The organism is Serratia sp. DD3, from assembly GCF_000496755.2.
Map to the genome: position 1 here is coordinate 24412 of NZ_AYKS02000085.1, position 23571 is coordinate 47982.

General features: G+C 50.4%; 21 protein-coding genes. 6 read left to right on the forward strand and 15 right to left on the reverse strand.

The genetic code is table 11. From position 1 onward, the window contains the following. Positions 1-38: 38 nt before the first annotated feature. The 4 genes from IO95_RS16890 to lrhA form a co-directional block, all read right to left on the reverse strand. Positions 39-713, reverse strand: coding sequence for an NADH-quinone oxidoreductase subunit B family protein (locus IO95_RS16890; RefSeq protein ID WP_023491569.1), 675 nt, complete (start codon positions 711-713; stop codon positions 39-41). 15 nt (positions 714-728) lie between these two features. Next, positions 729-1169, reverse strand: coding sequence for an NADH-quinone oxidoreductase subunit A (locus IO95_RS16895; protein ID WP_023491567.1), 441 nt, complete (start codon positions 1167-1169; stop codon positions 729-731). Positions 1170-2202: 1033 nt separating this feature from the next. Beyond that, a complete protein-coding gene (locus IO95_RS16900) occupies positions 2203-3207 on the reverse strand; it encodes an IS110 family transposase (protein WP_023491565.1) in 1005 nt (334 codons plus the stop codon). Between the two features lie 207 nt (positions 3208-3414). Continuing rightward, positions 3415-4350, reverse strand: coding sequence for a transcriptional regulator LrhA (gene lrhA / locus IO95_RS16905; RefSeq protein ID WP_023491563.1), 936 nt, complete (start codon positions 4348-4350; stop codon positions 3415-3417). An 882-nt stretch (positions 4351-5232) separates the two neighbouring features. On the opposite strand from lrhA, the gene IO95_RS16910 reads away from it, so the two are divergent. Both IO95_RS16910 and yfbR read left to right on the forward strand, forming a co-directional pair. After that, positions 5233-6447 carry a pyridoxal phosphate-dependent aminotransferase gene (locus IO95_RS16910; protein ID WP_023491561.1) on the forward strand — a complete coding sequence of 405 codons (1215 nt, stop codon included), beginning with the start codon at positions 5233-5235 and terminating at the stop codon, positions 6445-6447. 75 nt (positions 6448-6522) lie between these two features. Then, positions 6523-7122, forward strand: a complete 600-nt coding sequence (gene yfbR / locus IO95_RS16915; RefSeq protein ID WP_023491559.1) for a 5'-deoxynucleotidase — start codon at positions 6523-6525, stop codon at positions 7120-7122. An 86-nt stretch (positions 7123-7208) separates the two neighbouring features. Here the strand turns inward: yfbR and IO95_RS16920 are convergent, their stop codons facing one another. From IO95_RS16920 to yfbV, 4 genes are all read right to left on the reverse strand, one after another. After that, on the reverse strand, positions 7209-9041 hold the full coding sequence (locus tag IO95_RS16920) for an SLC13 family permease (RefSeq protein WP_023491558.1): 1833 nt from the start codon (positions 9039-9041) through the stop codon (positions 7209-7211). A 257-nt stretch (positions 9042-9298) separates the two neighbouring features. Continuing rightward, complete coding sequence (locus tag IO95_RS16925) at positions 9299-9955, reverse strand: sugar phosphatase (protein WP_037386257.1); 657 nt, start codon at positions 9953-9955, stop codon at positions 9299-9301. 21 nt (positions 9956-9976) lie between these two features. Next, entirely contained in the window at positions 9977-10471 is a 495-nt protein-coding gene (locus IO95_RS16930) for a YfbU family protein (protein WP_023491554.1), read from the reverse strand. A gap of 155 nt (positions 10472-10626) precedes the next feature. Then, positions 10627-11082 (reverse strand): terminus macrodomain insulation protein YfbV, encoded by a 456-nt coding sequence (gene yfbV, locus IO95_RS16935; RefSeq protein WP_023491553.1) that lies wholly within the window; start codon positions 11080-11082, stop codon positions 10627-10629. 401 nt (positions 11083-11483) lie between these two features. Here yfbV and ackA point away from each other — a divergent pair, with 401 nt between their 5' ends. Beyond that, on the forward strand, positions 11484-12686 hold the full coding sequence (gene ackA / locus IO95_RS16940) for an acetate kinase (RefSeq protein ID WP_037386249.1): 1203 nt from the start codon (positions 11484-11486) through the stop codon (positions 12684-12686). A gap of 152 nt (positions 12687-12838) precedes the next feature. Continuing rightward, positions 12839-14998 carry a phosphate acetyltransferase gene (pta, locus tag IO95_RS16945; RefSeq protein WP_023491551.1) on the forward strand — a complete coding sequence of 720 codons (2160 nt, stop codon included), beginning with the start codon at positions 12839-12841 and terminating at the stop codon, positions 14996-14998. Between the two features lie 177 nt (positions 14999-15175). On the opposite strand, the gene antC is transcribed toward pta, so the two are convergent. The 6 genes from antC to IO95_RS16975 form a co-directional block, all read right to left on the reverse strand. After that, on the reverse strand, positions 15176-16189 hold the full coding sequence (antC, locus tag IO95_RS16950; protein ID WP_023491550.1) for an anthranilate 1,2-dioxygenase electron transfer component AntC: 1014 nt from the start codon (positions 16187-16189) through the stop codon (positions 15176-15178). A gap of 107 nt (positions 16190-16296) precedes the next feature. After that, the gene (antB, locus tag IO95_RS16955) at positions 16297-16800 is read right to left on the reverse strand and encodes an anthranilate 1,2-dioxygenase small subunit (RefSeq protein ID WP_023491549.1); all 504 of its coding nucleotides are present in this window, start codon (positions 16798-16800) and stop codon (positions 16297-16299) included. 34 nt (positions 16801-16834) lie between these two features. Then, a complete protein-coding gene (gene antA / locus IO95_RS16960; RefSeq protein ID WP_023491548.1) occupies positions 16835-18220 on the reverse strand; it encodes an anthranilate 1,2-dioxygenase large subunit in 1386 nt (461 codons plus the stop codon). Positions 18221-18520: 300 nt separating this feature from the next. Beyond that, positions 18521-19441 (reverse strand): catechol 1,2-dioxygenase, encoded by a 921-nt coding sequence (gene catA / locus IO95_RS16965; protein ID WP_023491547.1) that lies wholly within the window; start codon positions 19439-19441, stop codon positions 18521-18523. Between the two features lie 165 nt (positions 19442-19606). Next, entirely contained in the window at positions 19607-19897 is a 291-nt protein-coding gene (gene catC / locus IO95_RS16970; RefSeq protein ID WP_023491546.1) for a muconolactone Delta-isomerase, read from the reverse strand. 24 nt (positions 19898-19921) lie between these two features. Continuing rightward, a complete protein-coding gene (locus IO95_RS16975; protein WP_023491545.1) occupies positions 19922-21034 on the reverse strand; it encodes a muconate/chloromuconate family cycloisomerase in 1113 nt (370 codons plus the stop codon). A gap of 144 nt (positions 21035-21178) precedes the next feature. Here IO95_RS16975 and IO95_RS16980 point away from each other — a divergent pair, with 144 nt between their 5' ends. Next, on the forward strand, positions 21179-22096 hold the full coding sequence (locus IO95_RS16980; RefSeq protein WP_023491544.1) for a LysR family transcriptional regulator: 918 nt from the start codon (positions 21179-21181) through the stop codon (positions 22094-22096). A gap of 14 nt (positions 22097-22110) precedes the next feature. Here the strand turns inward: IO95_RS16980 and IO95_RS16985 are convergent, their stop codons facing one another. Continuing rightward, positions 22111-22962 carry an IclR family transcriptional regulator C-terminal domain-containing protein gene (locus IO95_RS16985; protein ID WP_023491543.1) on the reverse strand — a complete coding sequence of 284 codons (852 nt, stop codon included), beginning with the start codon at positions 22960-22962 and terminating at the stop codon, positions 22111-22113. Positions 22963-23192: 230 nt separating this feature from the next. Between IO95_RS16985 and IO95_RS16990 the strand changes: the two genes are divergently transcribed. Further along, positions 23193-23571 (forward strand): 3-oxoacid CoA-transferase subunit A (locus IO95_RS16990; protein WP_037386252.1); only part of this gene is annotated, 379 nt, incomplete at its 3' end.

A 23571-nucleotide genomic window follows, 5' to 3' on the forward strand; every position in this document is an offset into this window, starting at 1 on the left:
TTTCACCACACTAAAGGGTCATTTCGCCGCAAGTTCGATTAAATCTCGTCTGGCGTCCGCAGATTGGTTACCGCAATACGCTCCGCGTGCTTACGCGCTTTTTCTGACTGCATATTGGCACGGTAAACCCCCTGCTCGCCCACAACCCACGACAATGGGCGGCGCTCTTTACCAATCGACTCCTGCAGCAGCAGTAACGCCTGCATATAAGCCTCTGGACGCGGTGGGCAGCCTGGAATATACACATCAACAGGCAGGAATTTATCCACCCCCTGCACCACAGAGTAGATATCGTACATACCACCGGAATTGGCGCAGGCGCCCATGGAGATCACCCACTTGGGCTCCAGCATCTGTTCATACAAACGCTGAATAACGGGGGCCATTTTAGTGAAGCAGGTCCCGGCTACCACCATAAAGTCCGCCTGACGTGGGGATGCACGCAATACTTCCGCACCAAAACGTGCCACATCGTTAATGGCAGTAAATGATGTCACCATCTCCACATAACAGCATGAAAGGCCGAAATTATAGGGCCAAAGAGAGTTTTTACGCCCCCAGTTCACCATGTCATGCAATGCATGTTCAAGTTTACCCATGTAGACCGTGCGATGAACCTGCTGGTCCAGAGGATCACCAACGATTTCCTGTTTTTGCAGGGGATAACGGTCGTTCTCACCGTTAGGGTCTATGCGGGTGAGCGTATAGTCCATCTTAATGCCTCACTGTTACTGCGGATGACTGTTGCTGGCGTTCTTGATTGTGCTTGGTTTGCTCAGGCGCTGAGAGCGCACAGGGACCCAATCCAATGCGCCGATACGCACCAGATAAACCAACCCTGCCAATAACACCAAAATGAAAATGGCGGCTTCGATAAAGCCTACCCAACCGCTCTCACGAATCGAGACCGACCAGGCGTACAGATATAAGGCTTCAACATCGAAGATAACGAAGAACATGGCGACCAGATAAAATTTGGCTGAAAGGCGCATACGCGCTGAGCCGACAGAGTCGATCCCCGACTCATAAGGTGTGTTTTTAGCACGCCCCCGGGCTCTCCCACCCAAGAAAAATGCGCCCAGCAACATAAAGCCGCAAAGCCCAATAGCCATGATGACAAATACGACGAATGCCCAGTGATGAGCGATAACTTCAGTGGTTGTTGACATACTCTATGCTTACTCATCAAAAGTGGTGGCGAACGCCTGCTCTAATCACCGGCGGTGAGCGAACCACATCGATTCAAGGGAAGGAGATATCCCCGTCGCCATTCTAACTGCAGGATTGTTGACTGCGCTGATTCACCCTAGTCACATAGTTGACTATGCTGCTAGAGACTCATTCGTTTGCCTTTTACCTGCAACTGGAATGAACTTGGGTCTATATACCCATCATCTTTCAAGTAACAAACAGTTGACTGCAGAACTCGGCTCTCTTGCCTGGTTGGCAATTCACCCGCGTGCCAGCTGGCTATAACCTGAAAGAGGTTGAGTAGAGCCACGCAAACACATTGCTTTTACAGAGAATTAGGCAATATTTTGCTGTGAGCTTTTACTCCTTTCAATAGCCTTTTGTCAATTTCAACAAAAGAATCTACACATTAATTTACACACAAACCAATTTGTTAACATCATCGCACCAGAAGCTCAGCTAAATCGTGTCAGTTAGTCGTTAGATAACTGCACTCAGAGATAACCCAATGGCGACATTTCAGTTTTACTATACCATTCTCTCAGGAATTCCCTGTTGTTCCACTCACTAGCTCGGGGTATTTTTTTGATCCAGGACACGTTTCGGGGAAAAAACTAAAAATAAGTGTGGCGGCTTAACCATTTTTGTCAACTTTCGTTCATAAAATGCACAACAAATCAGCCGGATAACCTTGAAAATAACAAGGGTTCGCCTTTCATACCTGCCGGATCGCGCTATAAAAATCTATGGTCACCCCCGTTTTTGCAACACAGATTTTGATTTATGATGGGCTTGCTTAAATCTATTCGGCGTCTGGTGGACAAGGATGTCCGCGCCACGATGAGTTCCGCGCCTGCCGAACCTTAAAAAACCGTCGGCTTCAAAGAGCCATTTTTTATATCAGGTTCATCAGCAGGCCGCTATGCCGTTCATGTCATCAATTATCTGTCGTCGCAAAACCAGAAAGTAACGTGTTAATTAACTGAGCTGACGAGTTTTTCGTTGGCTCTTTTATTTACTGAACGCCGCCTGATGTGCCGTAACCGCCCAGGCTATGCGTGCCAGTTTGTTTGCCAGCGCGCACGCCACCACGTTAGAGTGATGGCTGGCAAGTTGCTTTTTAACCCACTCTGCCAAACGCCCTGGATTGTGTTCCAGCCGCTGCATAAACACCCGCGCGCACTGCACCAACAACCGTCGCAGATTTTTATCACCCCGCTTGCTGATGCCCATCAGTGTCGTTTTTCCACCCGTACTGTACTGGCGGGGAACCAGCCCGGTTGAAGCCGCAAAGTCACGGCTGCTGACATAGTTTTTCCCGTCCCCCAGCCGCGTGGCTAACAGGCTCGCCGTTACCGGCCCAACGCCAGGAATGCTCAGCAGGCGCTGTGCGGTTTCATCATCCGCAAGGTGGGTTTTCAGTTCCTTATCGATTTCATCAATTTCCCCGCTAAGGTAAACATAATGACTGTGGAGTCTACTCAGAACCCTTGTCAGATAAGGCGGGAAATCATTTTCTTCCAGCACCGCGGCCAGACGTCGTATCACGGCAATCCCGCGTGGCAGACTGACACCGAACTCCAACAAAAAAGCATGCATCTGATTGGTGGTTTTAACGCGTTGCCGTATCAGTGAGTCTCTGACGCGATGGAGGGCGCTCATCGCCTGTTGGTCTTCTGTTCTGGGTGTGACAAAGCGCATTGAAGGACGGGAGGCGGCTTCACAGATGGCTTCAGCATCAACAAAATCGTTCTTATTACTCTTAACAAAAGGGCGGACGAACTGCGGAGAAATCAGCTTTGCCTCATGACCTAAATCAGCAATCCGACGTGCCATAAAGTGAGCCCCACCACAGGACTCCATCACCACGGTCGCCGCCTTGCAGGAAGCAAGAAAATTAATGAGCTGAGTGCGGGAAAATTTTTTACGCAACAGGGCATTACCTTTTTCGTCCTGACAGTGCACGTGAAAGGAATGTTTACCGAGATCGATACCAATAAGCGTAACGTTTTGCATGATGGTTCCCTCTAAAGTAAAACACCCTGTCAGCTTACCGCTCACAGGGTGGGGGTGACCATCTCATTAAACCTCTGCCCAAAAGACAGAGGTTTTGCTTAACGAGGTCTCACCATGGCGCAAAACAGCGCCGGTGATAGCCATACAAATCGTATGTACGCTTCAATCGGTTACCCCCTCAAGTCGCCAAGGGGGTAATTGACGATATTACTCGTCATCCTCCAAGAGGCCGAAATCTTCAGCAACCAAGACACTATCCGTATCGAAATGGTAAGTCTCATTACCCTTTTTCACGGCATTAAAAATCGTCATGGCCAGTTCGTTCTCACACGTCACATTTTTGCATAGTGAATATTGAGTATCCGGCAATGGAGGTAACCCCTCTGCTGCACCCAGTACCCGCAAGTCTGGGGTCATCATCTCAATAGGCCGGGCAGTAATTCCTAAACCAGCCCTACATGCAGCACGCACCGCTGATAACGAGGAAGCAACGTAGGCGATACGCCAAGGAATATCAGCAGCATCCAGATGTTTAATCGCCATGTCACGGAACGGGCTAGGTTCGTCGAGCACCACCAACGGCAGCGGCTCCCCTGGCTGTACAAAGTAATCTGCCGCGCAATACCACAACGTTGGGGAGTTGCGCAGTACAACATGCGGATGATCACCTGTAGCGGTGGTGGTAATGGCTAAATCCACTTCCCCTTTTTCCAGCATATCGATAGTTTGTGCGCTACGTTTCACCCGCACATCGACGGTCAGCCGTGGGTAAACCGTGGTCACACGATTAAGCAGAAAAGGCAGAAGAGTATCTGCGGTATCGTCAGAAGCACCGATAGTCAGCACGCCATCGACATCGTCATAAACCAAAGAAGCATAGGCTTCATCATTGAAACGCAGAATTTTCCTGGCATAACCGAGAAGTTGGATACCATGTTCGGTTAATAACTTATTGCGCCCATGGCGAGCAAACAACTCTTTGTTAACTAATTGCTCTAACCGCTGCATTTGTTGACTCACGGCTGATTGAGTACGACGGACGGCAACTGCCGCCGACGCAAACGTCTTTAAATCAGCCACAGCAACAAATGTTCTCAGCAGATCGAGATCGAGATTAAGTAACGGACGTTTTGCACTTATCATAGTGTTTTCTTCACTTTTTAAATTATTACTTACAAACTACCCTGGTGTATTTCCAAGACGCCGCCGAAAATGGCAAGCGCCGGACATGACAGTAACCCACTCATTAGAAGAGGGCAAAAAATTCCTTATATTTCGTTACCTCTATCGCTTTTTCTATAACCAAGTTCATACGAGCGGCGGCCAAGTGGCGAATGCACACATCACAATGAACCCCCAAAAACAACCAACTGAGTAACAACACCATTGAGCTAATCAGTCAGGAATCGATTTATCTCAGACTTGCGGCTGACAAGCAATCCGAATTATTTCGGCTCAATGCCCAGATACTCAAGAGCTTACTGTGTTACTCGACCCTAGTCGCCCCCGCACTGCAAGCGCCTGCGCTGTTCAAACCATACCGCATTTTATCCAGCAACTAGAGATAGTTAGAATATATAAAGTTGTAATCAAAAAAAACTTCAGTGAATTACTGAAATATATTTAATGTGATCTCCGATAACTGAATTGTGGCCGCATTTACCTTTTTCATCCACCATATAATAACTCTGCAAACAGTTTTTTACATTTTGTTATCATTTATACTGATTTTGACATTCCGAACGCTCATCGTGTGCCATACCAACAAAACCGTTCTCCTGCTTTAATAGCATAAACTTAAATCAATACACTATTAATAATCATCTTTTAAGATTTTATCACCAATAACAAACCAGCCAAAACCTTTAATCACTTAGAATGCCGTTCAAGTCGAATGTTAGCACCAAAGCTTTGCAAGACACTTCAAAAAGAGCGCTTGCAGGAGTACATTGGACCAACTGTGGTGTTCCATGGCAGAAACACCCCTCTCTAAAAGCTCAATCTAAGTAAAAGGCTCAACTTTTTATGTCCCCCATTGATAAATCCAGCAAGCTGGACAACGTCTGTTACGACATTCGAGGCCCAGTACTCAAAGAAGCCAAGCGTCTTGAGGAAGAAGGCAACAAAGTACTGAAGCTGAACATCGGCAATCCGGCACCGTTTGGTTTTGATGCCCCAGATGAAATTCTGGTGGATGTCATCCGTAATCTTCCTACCGCACAGGGTTATTGCGACTCCAAGGGGTTGTTCTCTGCGCGTAAAGCGATCATGCAGCACTATCAGGCCCGTGATATGCGTGATGTGACCGTCGAGGATATCTATATTGGCAATGGGGTATCCGAGCTCATCGTTCAATCCATGCAGGCATTGCTCAATTCTGGTGATGAAATGCTGGTGCCAGCCCCAGACTACCCACTGTGGACCGCCGCCGTTTCGCTTTCCAGTGGTAAAGCGGTGCACTATCTCTGTGACGAAGAGGCTGGCTGGTTTCCGGATCTGGATGATATCCGCCGCAAGATCACACCTCGCACCCGTGGCATTGTCATTATCAACCCTAATAACCCGACCGGTGCGGTATACAGTAAAGCCCTGCTGGAAGAGATTGTCGAAATCGCCCGCCAGCATAACCTGATCATTTTTTCTGATGAAATTTACGACAAGATCCTCTATGACGACGCGGTTCATCACTCGATTGCCGCACTGGCACCAGACCTGCTGACCATCACCTTTAATGGCCTGTCGAAAACCTATCGTGTCGCGGGTTTCCGCCAGGGATGGATGGTGCTCAACGGGCCGAAAAAACATGCAAAAGGTTATATTGAAGGCCTGGAAATGCTGGCCTCCATGCGCCTGTGCGCCAACGTGCCTATGCAGCATGCTATCCAGACCGCGCTGGGGGGATACCAGAGTATCAGCGAGTTTATCCAGCCTGGTGGCCGTTTGTATGAACAACGTAATCGCACTTGGGAACTGCTGAATAACATCCCTGGCGTTTCCTGCGTAAAACCGCAAGGGGCACTCTATATGTTCCCGCGGATTGACGCCAAACGCTTTAATATTCATGACGACCAGAAGATGATTCTGGACCTGCTGTTACAAGAAAAGGTCCTGCTGGTTCAGGGCAGTGCGTTCAATTGGCCTCATCCAGACCACGTACGTATTGTCACCCTACCCCGTGTAGATGAACTGGAAATGGCCGTAGGTAAATTGGGGCGTTTCCTCGAAAACTACCGTCAGTAATCAGCTTGTTGGGTGCACGCTGTGCACCCATACTGTCTGCCTGTTGTTGTCATATCGCTGTAGAAAGAGAGCACCATGAACCAGAGTCATTTCTTTGCTCACCTGTCCCGTTTGAAACTGATTAGCCGCTGGCCGTTAATGCGCAACGTGCGTACTGAAAACGTTTCTGAACACAGCCTGCAGGTTGCGTTTGTCGCCCATGCGCTGGCAGTGATCAAGAATCGGAAATTTAATGGCAACCTGAATGCAGAACGCGTGGCACTGCTGGCGATGTACCACGATGTCAGCGAAGTGTTGACCGGGGATATGCCCACCCCGATTAAATATTACAACCCGCAAATTGCCCACGAATACAAAAAAATAGAGAAAGTGGCCCAACAAAAATTGCTTGATATGATCCCAGCAGAGTTACAAAGCGATTTCCGTCCAATCCTTGATGAACATTATTACAGCGAAGATGAGAAGCTGATCGTCAAGCAGGCAGATGCGTTATGTGCCTTTGTTAAATGTCTGGAAGAGTTATCGGCCGGTAATAATGAATTCAAGCTGGCTAAAGCGCGCCTGGAAAAAACACTCCAGCTACGCCATAGCCCAGAAATGGACTATTTTATGACGGTGTTTATTCCCAGTTTCAGCTTGTCACTGGATGAAATCAGCATTGATACGCCGTTATAACCGGCCGGTTTTCGTCACCACACCAACTCAAGTGCCCCAGCCGCCTAGTCATTTACGCGTCTGGGGCTATTTTGTCTAACTCGTCGCTAAAACCCATATAGCCAAGGAATAACGATCAGACTGACCATCATCACCAGTACGGTGAAAGGCACGCCTATTTTGACAAAATCACCAAATTTGTAATTCCCTGGTCCTAATACCAGCGTATTGACCGGAGAGGACACCGGGGTCATAAAAGCGGCAGAAGCGGCAATAGCGATAACCAAGGCGAATGGATAGGGCGAGACGCCCATCTTTTGAGCGGCGGCTATCGCAATGGGTGCCATCAATACCGCCGTCGCGGTGTTAGAGATAAATAACCCAATCACTGAGCACAAGACAAATAGGCAAGCCAGCATCACGCGGGGCCCGGCATCACCGGCAATATCCATCAGACCGCGTACAATCAGATCAACACCACCGGTTTTCTGCAATGCTTGGGCAAAGGGCATCATACCGACAATTAAAATAAGACTCGGCCAATGGATGGCCTTATAGGCACTCTCCATATCGATACAACGAAATGCCCCCAACAACAGGCAGGCAATCAATGCCGCTATTGGATTCGGGATCTCTTTGGTCAGCATCATCGCCACCATCAGCGCCAGGCAGAACAACGCGTGTGGGGCTTGATTGATTGCCGGTGCCACCTCATCAACTTCTGCCGGTAGATTCAACACCATAAAGTCATGGTTTTCAGCCTGTAACTGACGAATGGCCTTCCAATCACCGATGACCAACAAAATATCCCCCAACTCGATAGGGATATTCGCCAACTGACCTTTCAACGTTTCACCGTTACGACGAATACCTACGACGTTGAGGTCGTAACGGCGACGAAAGCCGACATCACGTAAACTTTTCCCCAGCAGCGCCGAATTGGGAATTAAGGAAACCTCTGCCATCCCGACGTTGCGTGACTGCTCAGAGAAATATTCGCCACGCAATACCATCGGTTCCAATAGTTGTTCTCGGCAGAACTGGCGTAAATCGATATCGTCATCAAATATATCGATCAACAACACATCCCCTTCTCGCAGTTCTGTGTTGGCGAAAGCGCTGACCATCACCCGACGAAAGCGCCGCCAACGCTCAATGCCAATCACATTGGCACTGTAGCGAACACGGAGGTGCAACTCATCCAGCGAACAACCAATCAACGGTGAACCACTGCGGATCGCCAAACGGCGTGCCCGACCAGACAGTTTATAGTCGCGGATCAAATCACGGAAGGTCCGGCGCTGCCAGTCAACGTTGGCGTTAATACCGCGATTGTCTACTAACCAGCGCCGCGCCACCAACATGTATCCCACGCCCAAAACCAAAACCAGTACACCAATCGGTGTCACCGCAAAGAAACCAAAACCCTCTATTCCCTCACGTACCAGTTCACTATTGACCACCATATTGGGCGGTGTAGCAACTAACGTCATCATGCCACTGATCAAACCAGCAAAGCTTAACGGCATCATCAACCGCCCTGGAGAGATCTTCATACGCCCAGCGACACTGAGCACCACAGGAATAAAAATCGCTACCACGCCCGTCGAACTCATGATGGCCCCAAGCCCGGCAACACAGAGCATCAGCAAAACCAACATTTTGGTTTCACTGCTGCCCGCGACTTTCACCAGCCAATCACCCACTTGGTAAACTACACCAGTACGTACCAAACCCTCCCCCACCACAAACAGGGCTGCAATCAAAATCACATTGGGATCACTAAAACCGGTTGTTGCTTCCTGCAAGGTCAAAGTACCACTTAGCACAAAAGCAATAATGACCAGTAACGCCACGACATCCATGCGCAACTTGTTGGTAGTAAACAGCACTATGGCTGCCAGCAGTAACATCAAAACCCAGAGTAATTCGCCGTTCACAACAACCTCTTGCGGTCTGTGGTGCAGGTCAGAAAAAACAGGTGAGAGACTCAGGAGCGGGCCCAATCATGCAGCCCGCACCTGTCGTTTGAATCGCTATTGTTTGAAACGCTATATTGTTTGAAACGCTATATTGTTTGAATCGCGATATATTGTTTGAATCGCTATATATTGTTTGAAACGCGATATATAGCTTGAAACGTTGTCGTTTAAAGCGTGGTTGTTAAGTAACCCTGCGGCTAATCATCAGATAGCGTTTAAACAACAAGTTCAATACGCCCCCCCTCTGGCGTCTTGCTCACCCGGATTTGGGTCAACGAAGAGAGGATTAGATTAACCTGATCCAATTTGGGCGTATCGGCAGGGGCATTGACGGCTATCACCTGGCAACCCGCTGCCAGCCCGGATAAAATCCCTGCGGGAGCATCCTCAACCACCACACAGGACTCAGGTGCCAAACCTAAACTTGCCGCACCTAACAGATAGGCATCTGGCTGCGGTTTACCCCGCTGGACCCGTTCACAGGTTATAAACACCTCAGGATGCGGTAACCCGCCAGCAATACGGCGCGCAGTGGCCACCGGAATGGAGCCAGAAGTCACTATCGCCCAAGGAATACCCATATCGGTAAGCCCTTCCAGCAGCACTTTGGCTCCCGGCAAGGCCACCACCCCTTGCGTATCCTGTGATTCTATCTGCTCCAACAGGGCAAACTCATGTTCCAGTTCGGCTTCCGTGGCATTGGGCATAAAATGGCGCAGCGAGGTTATCGCTTGTTTTCCGTGGATAAAATCCAATACCTGTTGCTCATTAATATCATGACGCTTGGCCCAATGGATCCAAGCGCGCTCCACTGCTGGCAATGAATCGACTAACGTTCCATCAAGATCGAACAGAAACCCCTTACACTCCACGGCAAACCCCATTAAGTTTGATCAGGCATTGATAATTTGCGTAATTTCAACCGCGCTTAAATGATACTGACGTGGGCACGACAACCAGATTGCCAGCATACGCTGGTACTTTTCCCACATTTTAGTCTGAGAATTAAAGCCGTGACTGCCGCAATCAAAATGCGTATATCGCCCTTCGGTATTCACCAAGAAACGGACATAACTCAGAAAACGTGCTTCGGTCGCCGCATCAAAACCCAGGAAAGCCAGACGACGTTCATCTATCCCTTGACGCTCCTTGAGGTTTTCCCACGATACCTGCAGTGCATGGTGCATTTCCATAATATTGATGATGGTACGGCACACTTCCTCACTCATTTCACCGAAGTCTCGATCCAGCTCACGCATTTGCAAGCCAAAACCGCGCTCAATAATGGTCTGCAAGCGGCGATAACGTTCTGCATTATCGGGATCAAGCATCGTCATCATTTTGTATTGATTTGATAAAATCAAACGTTGGGCGTTAGTCATTTCCATTTTATAGTCCTCATTACTACACATTGACACTGCATATTGATGAAAGCATCGCATACTGAGTTAGGGTGTGGAATCACAACCGGGCCTTTTTTTGATTTGACCGGGGTTATCGAAGGGTAGCCTGGGGAAAAGCCGGAGCAACTCCCCTGAACGGTTTAAAGATCATCGAGAAAAGTTTGGTCCAATTGATTGAAGGCACGCTTGAGCACCTCCGCCAATGCCTGATAGGTTGGCGTCCCCTCCACTGGGGCCACAGCTTGCCCGGCCTCCACCAGTTTGTTACGCAGATCAAAGAACCACTGTAATAAAGTGGGCGGCAGAGGCGTAACTGAACGGCGACCCAACCACCATAACCCTTGCATTGGCAAGCTGCAGGCAAACAGCGCAGTCGCAATGGCCGGGCCGAGTTGACCACCCAGGGCAATTTGCCAAGTGAGCGAAAATATCGCCAATGGCGGCATAAAACGCACCGCAAAACGCGTTGCCTTCGCCACGCGATTTTCAGGGAATACCGGTGCCAAACGTTTGTCTGATGGCCAGGTTTTCATGTAATGCTGTCCACGCTGGAAAATCTGGAACCAGCTTAACGAACCGGGGGGTTTGCTTGTCATGCCAACCTCAACTTTATGTACAAAAAATAAAATAATTCCATAAAAACACCAACAAAAAAGTTGAAGCTTTAAATTTATTTTGTATTTATAGCTGGCTATCGGTATCTTATGCCAATAATAGATGATATGAGATCCGCCAGCTTTTTGCTCTGTTCTCTGTCATTTTACAAGGCGCCGCCTGATTGGCGGCAACTTGCATGCGATTGGAATGCAGAGCCGGGTAATTTAATCACCGGATAATCAACACGTTATTCATCATCATGGCCTTTCTGTCACTGACATGATGTTAATCATAAATGTCAAAGCCATTATGCGCTACGCTTGATGAGTAGTTGACATTTTATTCACCACGTGTATTGGACTTTTTAATACCAACACCAACAATTTAAGTAGGTACTTCCATGTCGAGTAAGCTAGTACTGGTTCTTAACTGCGGCAGTTCTTCTCTGAAATTCGCCATTATTGATGCCATCAACGGTGAAGAACACCTCTCTGGTCTGGCCGAGTGTTTCCATCTTCCTGAGGCCCGCATTAAATGGAAAATGGATGGCAGCAAACAAGAAGCGGCACTGGGTGCTGGGGCTGCGCACAGCGAAGCGCTGCACTTCATCGTTAATACTATTCTGGCACAAAAACCTGAGCTTTCCGCCCAATTGGTCGCCATCGGTCACCGCATTGTTCACGGTGGCGAGAAGTTCACCGCCTCTGCCGTTATCAACGACGAAGTGCTACAGGGTATCAAAGATGCCGTCCCTTTTGCACCACTGCATAACCCTGCCCATTTGATCGGTATTGCAGAAGCGTTAAAATCTTTCCCTGAGCTGACGGATAAAAACGTTGCCGTCTTCGACACCGCGTTCCATCAGACGATGCCTGAAGAATCCTATCTGTATGCCCTGCCGTACAATTTATACCGCGACCATGGCGTTCGCCGTTACGGTGCACACGGCACCAGCCACTTCTACGTCACACAAGAAGCGGCAAAAGTCCTGAACAAACCGGTTGAAGAAGTGAATCTCATTACCTGTCATCTGGGCAATGGCGGTTCCGTTACTGCGGTTCGCAACGGTCAATCTGTCGATACCTCTATGGGCTTGACCCCACTGGAAGGTTTGGTGATGGGTACCCGCAGTGGTGATATCGACCCGGCCATCATCTTCCATCTGCACGATGCTATGGGGATGAGCATTGACGAGATCAACAAGATGCTGACCAAAGAGTCAGGTCTGCTGGGCCTCACTGAAGTCACCAGTGACTGCCGTTATGTAGAAGATAACTACGAAACCAAAGCCGATGCCAAACGTGCTATGGATGTCTACTGCCACCGTCTGGCCAAGTATATCGGCGCTTATTGTGCTCTGATGGATGGCCGCCTGGATGCCGTTATCTTCACTGGTGGTATCGGTGAAAATGCTGCCATGGTCCGTGAAATGGCCCTCGACAAACTGGGCCTGCTCGGTTTTGAGATTGACCATGATCGCAACCTGGCTGCTCGTTTCGGTAAATCGGGTAATATCACTAAAGATGGCAGCCGCTTGGCGCTGGTGATCCCAACCAATGAAGAGTTGGTCATCGCACAAGATGCGTTCCGTCTAACCCATTAAGGTTCTTCACACCGTCAGCTTAGGCTGACGGTGTTGTTTTAGAGCCCATATATGGTTTTAGACCCAAATATGTTTTAGAGCCGCATATTGTTTTAGAGCCACATTTTGTCTGCGCCCCGTTGCAGGCTATAAACCGTGAAGAGGACTATTCTGTGTCACGTACAATTATGTTGATCCCAACCGGCACCAGCGTTGGTTTGACCAGCGTCAGCCTGGGTGTTATCCGCGCCATGGAGCAGAAAGGCGTTCGTCTGAGCGTATTCAAACCGATTGCCCAGCCACGCAGCGGCGGCGACACTCTTGACCAGACGACGGCGATCATCCGCAGTAACTCCACCATTCCGGCAGCAGAACCGCTGCGCATGAGTTATGTGGAAGGTCTACTGAGTTCCAACCAGCAAGATGTGTTAATGGAAGAGATCGTGGCCCGTTACCACGCGAACACCAAAGATGCAGAAGTAGTGCTGATCGAAGGCCTGGTTCCCACCCGTAAGCATCAGTTCGCCAATGCGCTGAACTATGAAATTGCCAAAACGCTGAATGCCGAAATCGTCTTTGTTCTGGCACTGGGCAATGACTCCCCGGCACAACTGACCGAGCGTATTGAACTGGCCCGTACCAGTTTTGGCGGCAGCAAGAACAAAAACATTACCGGCGTGATCATTAACAAATTAAACGCTCCGGTGGATGATCAGGGCCGTACACGCCCAGACCTGTCTGAAATTTTTGATGACTCAAGCAAAGCCAGTATAGCTAATATTGACCCTGCGGTGTTGTTTGCCAACAGCCCCCTGCCGGTTTTAGGCTGCGTACCTTGGAGCTTTGATCTGATCGCCACCCGTGCTATCGATATGGCTCACCACCTGAAAGCTTGTGTGGTTAACAAAGGTGACATCATGACCCGCCGGGTCAAATCCGTCACCTTCTGTGCGCGCAGTATCCCGCATATGCTGGAGCACTTCCGCCCGGGTTCTCTGCTGGTCACCTCAGCCGACCGTCCTGATGTGCTGGTTGCCGCTTGTCTGGCCGCCATGAACGGGGTGGAAATCGGTGCTATTTTGCTCACCGGTGGCTACCAGATCGAAGCCTCAATTAACAAACTGTGTGAACGTGCCTTTGAAACCGGCTTGCCGGTCTTTATGGTTGATACCAACACCTGGCAAACGTCACTCAGCCTGCAAAGCTTCAACCTTGAAGTGCCCGCAGATGACCATCAACGTATCGAAAAAGTGCAAAACTATGTGGCAAGCCACATCAGCAATGAATGGATCGATTCGTTGACCGCAGCGTCAGAGCGTTCACGTCGCCTGTCGCCACCAGCGTTCCGTTACCAACTGACTGAACTGGCACGCAATGCAGGCAAACGTATCGTGCTGCCAGAAGGCGACGAGCCACGTACCGTGAAAGCCGCTGCTATTTGTGCCGAACGTGGTATTGCCGAATGTGTGCTGCTGGGTAATCCAGAAGATATTAAGCGCGTTGCGGCAGCGCAAGGCGTTGAATTGGGTAAAGGCATCGAGATTGTCGACCCAGTCGCGGTGCGCGAACTCTACGTACCACGTCTGGTTGAACTGCGTAAGAGTAAAGGGATGACCGAAGTGGTTGCCCGCGAGCAACTGGAAGATAATGTGGTTCTGGGTACGCTGATGCTGGAGAAAGGTGAGGTTGATGGCCTGGTTTCCGGTGCAGTCCACACCACCGCCAATACCATCCGCCCACCTTTGCAGTTGATCAAAACTGCACCGGGCAGTTCACTGGTGTCTTCAGTATTCTTTATGCTGTTACCGGATCAGGTACTGGTTTATGGCGACTGTGCCATCAACCCAGACCCAACGGCTGAACAGTTGTCAGAAATCGCTATTCAATCTGCTGATTCTGCGGCGGCATTTGGTATCGACCCACGTGTAGCGATGATCTCTTACTCTACCGGTAACTCCGGTGCTGGCAGCGATGTTGATAAAGTGCGTGAAGCCACGCGTTTGGCACAAGAAAAACGCCCAGACCTGATCATTGATGGCCCACTGCAGTACGATGCGGCGATCATGGCGGATGTGGCTCAGTCCAAAGCACCTAATTCACCGGTTGCGGGTCAAGCCACAGTGTTTATCTTCCCTGATCTGAACACCGGTAACACCACTTACAAAGCGGTACAGCGCTCTGCTGATCTGGTGTCCATCGGGCCAATGCTGCAAGGGATGCGTAAGCCAGTAAACGACTTGTCCCGCGGTGCGCTGGTTGACGATATTGTCTATACCGTAGCACTGACGGCAATTCAGTCTGCTCAGGCGGATGCGCAAGCAGCCAAAGCCTAAGCACTAATAACCAAGCAGTAAGCACCTTGTCAGCTCCAGGCACACCTAGCCTGGAGCTGACTGTTTGCTGTTCTCCCCCCAATTTCTACTCATGCTCCATGTATTTTCGCACCATCACCATCACCATCACCAAAAATAATCCCCGCCCAAAAGCAAGAAAATGGCACTGCTAAGGTCTTAACTGGAAATAAAGCGCTCGAAATAGACCTTATGCTCGGCAATGGGGTGAGCCGATAACCAGTTACTGGCCGCTTCAATCATCGGTGGAGGCCCGCATAAATAGGCATCAAAGGGTTGTTGCAGTTGATGTTCTTCTAGCGCATCCGTCACCCAGCCCTTTTTACCTTGCCACTCAGCGCCTGGGGTGGCGACCACCACCTGATAGCTAAAATGATCAAGCTGTTCCACCAGCGCATCAAGCCGTTGCAACTCACTGATTTCACTCTCGCGATTAACACCATAGTAAAGCCGGATCGGCGGGTAACTCCCCCCCTTCTCTGCCAGACTCTCCAGCATGCTGAGAAACGCGGATAACCCGGTGCCGCCTGCAATAAACAGCAGTGGGCGCGTTACCTCACGCAGATAAAATGCACCAAACGGAGCGGTAAAGTTAATGCTCTCCCCCACCTGACAACCCGAGCGTAGATAGTCACTCATCAATCCGCTCGGCAACAAGCGGATCAAAAAGCGCACCCGGCCTGATTGGACACTACCACTGGCATAAGAGTAAGCGCGGCTTTCCCCACTGCCAGGCACCTCAATACGTGCGTACTGCCCGGGCAGATAGTGCAATTCAGCTTCCCCTGGCTCCAGAGTAATTTCCAGCGTTGCTACGGTATCCGAGAGCAACGCTAACGCGCTCACTCGCCCACGGTAGCTCTGCTGGGCAAGATGGCAAATGCTGGAGTCGATATCAAAATAGAAAGTCCCAGATGACTTCAACCTTGTCTGGCAAGCCAGCATATGCCCTTGTTCAAGCTCGTGAGCACTCAGCGCTTCATCATCGACATACTCCATTTCGATGCTGCCCGCTTCACATACCCCACGGCAGGTGGCGCACACCCCTTCACGGCAATCCAGGGGGAGCTGGATCCCGTGACGAAAAGCGGCATCCAGCAGGGTTTCACTCGGCTCAACCTGGATAAATTGCGTAAGCCCATCGCGAAAAATAATGGCTGCGCTGTGAGTCATGATTGCTCCTGTGTTTATACGGTTGATGTTTATACGGTTAATGTTAATACGGTTGGCGTCAAGACGGCTAGTCGTCGCGGTGGTCATCGCCACCGCGCTGTAGCCAATCAGAGATGGTAAAAATCCAGCACTGAGTCAATTTTGTCATTCAGCACCAGGACGTGTTTCCGCGTGATTTTTAGTTGTTGGTCTTGCCAAAGCAGATGGTAAGTCGCTCGGCCAAAAAAATGGCGGCTTTCACCAAAGCGGTAATAATGGGTCAACCAGTTGACATGGATAACCTGTTGCCCCTGCTGTTCAGGCTGGCAACGGACGTTATTAATCAAATGCAACGTGCGTGGCATTGGCGTACAGGCGGCGGACTTACCCGTACGGATACGAAATACCCGATCCTCCAAGCCTGCACGGTTGGCATAATAGATCAGCGACATTTCCCGTCGCGGATCCTGGGTATATTCATGCTCACTGCGCCACTGAGGAACATGAAACTCAACATTTTCTGCAAAGTAACTGAGGTAGTGATCCCAATCCTGATTATCACAAGCCTCAGCCATCTGGTATAAAAATTGCTCGACGGCATATTGCCGTTGCTCAGGTGTCATATTCTGCATGATGTCTCTCCGTCATCGCGGGCTAATCGCCGATTCAGCAGGCCGCCTGTATTTTTTTCTTTAATCCCGCGAGCATCATCTGCTGCCATGCGCGGTGCTGGTTGACATACAATCCTTCATGGGTAATTTCGACACCGGTGATCGCTGGCGAGATCTGCAAAATCTCACTGTGCCGCGTCGGACCATATTGCCAATGCTGGTGACCACGTGAAATATCGTTCCATAGTGTGCTACGGGCCTCAAAACCCCGCTGCTGCTCACGGAACTCCACCAGGTCGTCTGGCGTCCCCATGCCTGAAACGTTGAAGAAATCCTCAAACTGGCGAATACGGCTTTCGCGATCGCTGTCTGACTCCCCTTTAACCCCGAGACACAAGCTGATCACTTCGGTTTTGTTCCAACTCACCGGACGAATAATTCGCAGTTGAGAACTGATCTGATCCATAAAAAACAGACTGGGGTAAATATTAAGGTTACGCAGACGATGCATGGTCCACTGGGCACGTTCCTGCGGGTATTTATCCAGTAGTTTCGGCATGATACGGCGATAACCGGGGCGCACATCGGCGGCATTGGGCATATCACTGAACAACAGGCCATGGCCTTGTTTGAACGAGAACCAGCCATCGTCAGTGTCTTTATCCCCGGCCCCCAACTTGCTGTAATCCAGTGTGTTATCGCTGACACCATTGCGCTGGATATTCAACTCGCGCCGATGGGCGACCGTCGAAACATAGTTATAGTGAACGGTGCTGACGTGATAACCATCCAGCCCATTCTCATTCTGTAATTTCCAGTTACCGGGATAGGTGTAGGTTGACATGCCAGGCAACACCTCAAGTTCGGCGGTGTCTGACTGTTCCAGCATCATGTCGAAAAACAGCCGGGTATCCCCCAGAAACTCGTCTAAACTCTGTTCGGACTCATTATCCAGATTGATAAAAACAAAACCTCGGTAGCTGGCAATACGTGCCTGTTTTAAACCGTGCTGGCTTTTATCAAAATCACTGCCATATTCCGCTGGTGCTTTCACTTTCGCCAAGGCGCCATCGGATTTATAGCACCAGGCATGAAATGGGCAGGTAAATGTACTCTGATTCCCTTGGCAAACACGGGTCAATGTCGCCCCTCGATGCTGGCAGGTATTCGCCAGAGCATGTAGCTCCCCTTTGCCATCTCGGGTGACCAGCATCGGCTGTCGGCCCGCTTGCACCGTAATAAAATCATGGGGGTTGGGGATCTGACTTTCGTGACAGGCGAAAATCCACTGCTTCTCAAAAATCAGCTCCATTTCCAACTCAAACAACGCCTGGTTGGTAAACATCGATCGAGCAATCCGATAGACCCCCTCTTGCGGGCGAAAATCGAGGCTATTCTCAATCACCTGTTGCCAGTTTTGTAATTCTTGTGGTGTGCTCACATCAATACTCCTGTTATACCTTGGGTACCCGGCCTCTGACTGGTCCCCTGCCACCCCAGGTAGCTGATAGTTACCCGCCGCCATTCAAGCTGTCGCAGTGTTGTCTGCATGACTCGGGCCCATCTGGGCCTCGCTCCTTTGCAGCCAGCGCAAACGCGGTTCACAACGTCATGCGTTTTGTCCTGCAACATATCTGAATCTGGGTATCGTAAAATGGTGAGGAGAGGCGTTGTCCCGGTTGAGAACAACGCAATGTTAAGCTGGCTCCATTGCCTCAGCGCGAGACAGTGAACAGCCTGATCAAGCCTTGGCGCGTTTGCGCTCAACGTTAGCTTCCGGTGCAGCCGCACGCTCTTTATGCAACGTAAAGTTAAAATCGATGGAGGCAAAAGGCTGGCTGAGTTGCTTACGGTCTAGCTGCTCCGCTGCAGAGATCTTTTTCACCTGTGGTACCAGTCCTTCACGGCTCGCAAAGGCAAAGTCATCCCACAGATACTCGTCACCGTCGATATTGATCTGGGTAGTCAGTTTGCGATAACCATCGGCATAGACGAAAAAGTGGATATGCGCAGGGCGGCGACCGTGGCGGCCCAGTAAGTTCAGCAACTGCTGAGTGGTACCCTCCGGTGGACAGCCATAACCACGGGGTACAATACTGCGGAACTGATAATTGCCTTCGCTATCGGTGATAATGGTGCGACGCAAGTTGAACGCCGATTGGCTCTTGTCGAAGAATGAATAATTGCCCATCAGGTTGGCATGCCAAACCTCTACAGTGGCACCAGGCAACGGTGTGCCATTAGCATCCAATACCTTCCCCTGCATAAACAGCACTTCACCTTCGGCACTCTCTTTACCATCATCCAGGCGTGCGAAACCTTGGCAAACCGGCGCACCAGCCACGTACAACGGCCCTTCGATGGTGCGTGGTGTACCGCCGGTCAGGCCGACTCTCGCTTCAGCCTCATCGGCGCAAATATCAATGAAACGTTCAAGTCCCAACCCAGCGGCCAGTAATCCCATTTCATGGCTGGCACCGGTTTGTGCCATATACTCCAACCCTTTCCAGATCTCACTGGGCTGAAGATCCAGATCCTCAATCGCTTTAAACAGGTCACTGACTAAACGTACCGTCACCTGTTGAACACGTGGATCCACTTCGCCTTTTGCAGTGTCAACAATAAAGCTGTTGACCAAGGTATCGATGTCATTGTGCGTCATGTCATTGCTCCGTATTGATATTGGCAGTAAAAAATTACTGAGCCGAGGGGGTACATTCCTGCGGCTGTTTTTTTTGGTTTAACGGTTTTCTTTTTTATTCTCCCCGGCAGTATTTCCCTGCCAGGGAACAGCGACATAAACTGGGGTAATGGCTATTAGAATGGCTTAGCGGTCATCCTCTCTGATCGAAGAGGGATGGCGACACAAAGGCATTACCTGAATCGTCATGTAAGGAAATAGGGGTAATTGCGACAGCAGTTGATGCAGTTCATCAATACTGCTGACATCAAACAGGCTAATGTTGGAATAGTGACCTGCAATACGCCACAGGTGACGCCACTGCCCACTGGCCTGCAGGGCTTGTGATTGAGCCTTCTCCGTCGCCTTCAGTGCCGCGGCCTCTGCCTCCGGCATGGTGGCTGGCAAGTTCACATCCATTTTCACGTGAAATAACATAGCGGGTCTCCTTGGTAGCAGATTCTATCGGGGGCGGCGTAGAGCAGCCAGCTTGTCACGGTCAATCTCAATGCCCAAGCCTGGACCAGTGGGCACGTGCAACATGAAATCACGGTAGACCAGGGGTTCTGTCAGGATATCTTCCGTCAGCAATAATGGGCCAAACAGTTCGCTGCCCAGTTTCAACTCACTGAAAGTGGCAAATAGATGAGCTGAAGCGGCGGTGCCTATTGCCCCCTCCAGCATGGTGCCACCATAAAGGTCGATCCCCGCCTGGCTGGCGATATCGGCAACCTGCCTCGCCTGAGTTAACCCACCGGACTGGGTGATTTTTACCGAGAACACATCGGCACCAGCACGAGAGGCTAATTCAAATGCGTCCTGTGGTCCTTTTAGCACTTCATCAGCCATGATCGGCACCGTAAAACGCCGGGCCAAACGGGCCAAACCTTCACGGTTTTCTGCCCGGATTGGCTGTTCTATTAAATCGATGCCCCCCGCTTCCAGTGCCGCAATGCCTTGTTCCGCATCCCGCTCGCTCCAGGCCTGATTAACATCAACACGCACACTCACCGCATCGCCCAATGCGCGCTTGATAGCCAGCACATGTTTGACATCATCCTCTACCGCACGCAGGCCAATCTTGAGCTTAAAAATACGGTGGCGGCGCAAATCCAGCATTTTCTCTGCTTCAGCGATATCTTTTTGGGTATCACCACTCGCCAATGTCCAGGCGACTGGCAAGGCATCGCGGACCCGCCCCCCTAACAGTTCACTGAGCGGAATATTCAACCGCCGTGCTTGTGCATCCAACAGGGCGGTTTCCAACGCACACTTGGCAAAGCGATTCCCTTGAATCGACTTACGCAGCCTGGCCATGACCTTGGCTACTTGGCTCGCTTCCATCCCCACCAGCATCGGAGCCAGATAGGTATCAATGTTCACCTTGACACTTTCCGGGCTCTCTTCGCCGTAGCTCAGGCCACCGATAGTGGTCGCCTCCCCCCAGCCTTCAATGCCGTCTTCACACAACACCCGGACCAGGACCAAGGTCTGCACATTGACCGTGGCCATCGACAGCCGGTGAGGACGGATGGCAGGTACATCCAACAATAGGGTTTCAATCGTTTTAATCATATTTTTACGGTATCAAGTAGATATATTCAGGTTGTATATGACCATATAACCAGCTTATGCTGGCCGTCTAACACCGATTTAGCATCAACTTGATACCTTAAAGGTATAATCAAGGGCGGGTGTCATTCTAGGAAAGGGATAGTTATGGAGCTGCGCCATTTACGTTATTTTGTTGCTGTCGCGGAAGAGTTGAATTTCAGTCGCGCTGCAGAACGGCTACATATCAGCCAACCGCCGCTGAGTCGGCAGATTCAGCAGTTGGAAGAGGATCTGGGGGTCTCGCTGTTTGAACGGGGTTTCCGTCCACTGAAGCTGACGGAGGCTGGCCGTTTTTTTTACCGCCATGCATTACAATTCCTGGCGCAAAGCGTTGAACTCAAGTCAATGACCCAACGTGTTGGTCAGCTCGAACGATCGCTGTCGATCGGTTTTGTTGCCTCAACGTTATATGGCATTTTGCCGCGCCTGATCCGTCGCTTTCGCACCCAATACCCGGAAGTCGCCATGAGTCTGAAAGAAATGACCACCATGGAGCAGATCCAGGCACTGAAAATGGGCGAGATCGATGTCGGGTTTGGCCGTATCCGCTATGAGGATGCCAACGTACGCCGCGTAGTGCTGCGGGATGAAATCTTAATGGCCGCCATGGCTGCCGACCATCCTCTGGCACAAAGTGCTCAATTGACGTTACGCAACCTGCAAGCAGAAACCCTGATTGTTTACCCGCAAACTCCGCGACCCAGTTTTGCCGACCAGGTGTTGGCCACCTTCCGTGATCGTGCACTTGAACCTGCCAGGATCATGGAGGTACGTGAGTTACAGGTGGCTTTAGGATTGGTCGCCGCCGGGGAAGGTATCACCTTGGTTCCCCAGTGCCTGCACAGCTTGAAACGCCAGGATGTTGTCTATAAGACGCTAAATGAGCAATACCTGGTCTCCCCCATTATCATGAGCACCCGCTTGCTGGATGAATCGGATGATATCAAGACCCTGTTGAAAATGATCTACAGCCTGTATGAAGAAGAAGGCATTAGCTATATTAAACCCGCGCCATTACCCTGAGCCCGTTGCTGGAACTACAGCAATAACGCCAGTTCCATCGCAGCCCGCTGTAGCTGGGGTAATACCCGTTCCCGCAGTTCCGCTGCGGAAACCTGTGAGGCATTAACCCCCACATTCATCGCCGCCACCACGCCCCCTTTACGCGAATACATGGGAACGGCGATCGAACGCAGGCCGATTTCCAGTTGCTGTTCGTTGATGGCGTATCCCTGGCGGCGAACTTGTGCTAATTCGGCACGTAATACCTCGGCTTGGGTAATGGTAAACTCAGTGAGTGGCGAGAGCGTGACCCGTGATAAGTAATTATCTAGCTGTTGAGTATCAAGTGCGCTGAGTAATACCATCCCCATCGAGGTCGCATAGGCCGGCAAGCGGCTGCCACGGCCCAGATCAATGGTCATAATGCGTTTTACCCCAGCACGGGCGACATAGAGGATCTGGTCACCATCCAACGTTGCCACGGAACAGGATTCATTGAGCAGCTTACTCAGATAATCCAGCGAATTTTGTGCCGCTTTCGCCAGTTCCGAAGACGAGAGATAAGCATGCCCCAGGGTCAGCACCCGGGGTAACAGGCGATAGTGACGGCCATCTGGACAATGAACAAAGCCCAACGCTTTCAAGGTATAGAGACAACGGCGCACCGCTGCCCGGGGAATGGCGGTGATCTGTGCAATTTCCGAGACGGACATCTCCGAGTAGTTCGGTTTGAACGCCTGTAACACTTCCAGCCCTCTGGCCAACGAGGCCATAAAGTTCGGGTCGCCCTTATATTTATCGTTGGTTAACTCACCAATTTCCTGCAATCGCTGTAGCTCTTCGCTAGGTAACTTCAGGTCACTAGGGAACTTCGGTTCATCACTCATCACTGCTTCTCTTTTTTAATATGAATCATCGTATTAAGCAGATAGTTGGCAAGCAGTACAGGACGTACAGCGGCAAATATCAAATTATCTACCTGCATCACAAAATTAACATCAAAATAACAAATAAACCGATAATCGCACAAACAGCCGATAGTCGAACTTGTCGCTCAAATTTTAATCCCCTAAGTTGAGATCCTCAAGTAAAAACAACCGCAGATGCAGGAGAAGAGATGATCAACAAAAGCATAGCTTCCATCGATAGCGCCGTAGCCGATATCGCGGATGGAGCCACTTTGATGGTAGGTGGGTTTGGCCCTGCCGGGCAGCCTTATGCCCTGCTCGATGCGCTGATCCGCCGGCGTCCACGGGACCTGACGCTGATTAGCAACAATGCCGGTAACGGTGATTTTGGCCTGGCGGCACTGCTAAAAGCCGGCTGTGTCCGCAAGGTGATTTGTTCCTTCCCACGCCAATCAGATTCATGGGTATTTGATGATCTCTATCGCAGTGGCGAACTGGAGTTAGAGCTGATCCCACAGGGTAATCTCGCCGCACGGATCCAGGCCGGGGGCTCGGGGCTGGGCGGGATCTATACCCCAACCGGGTTTG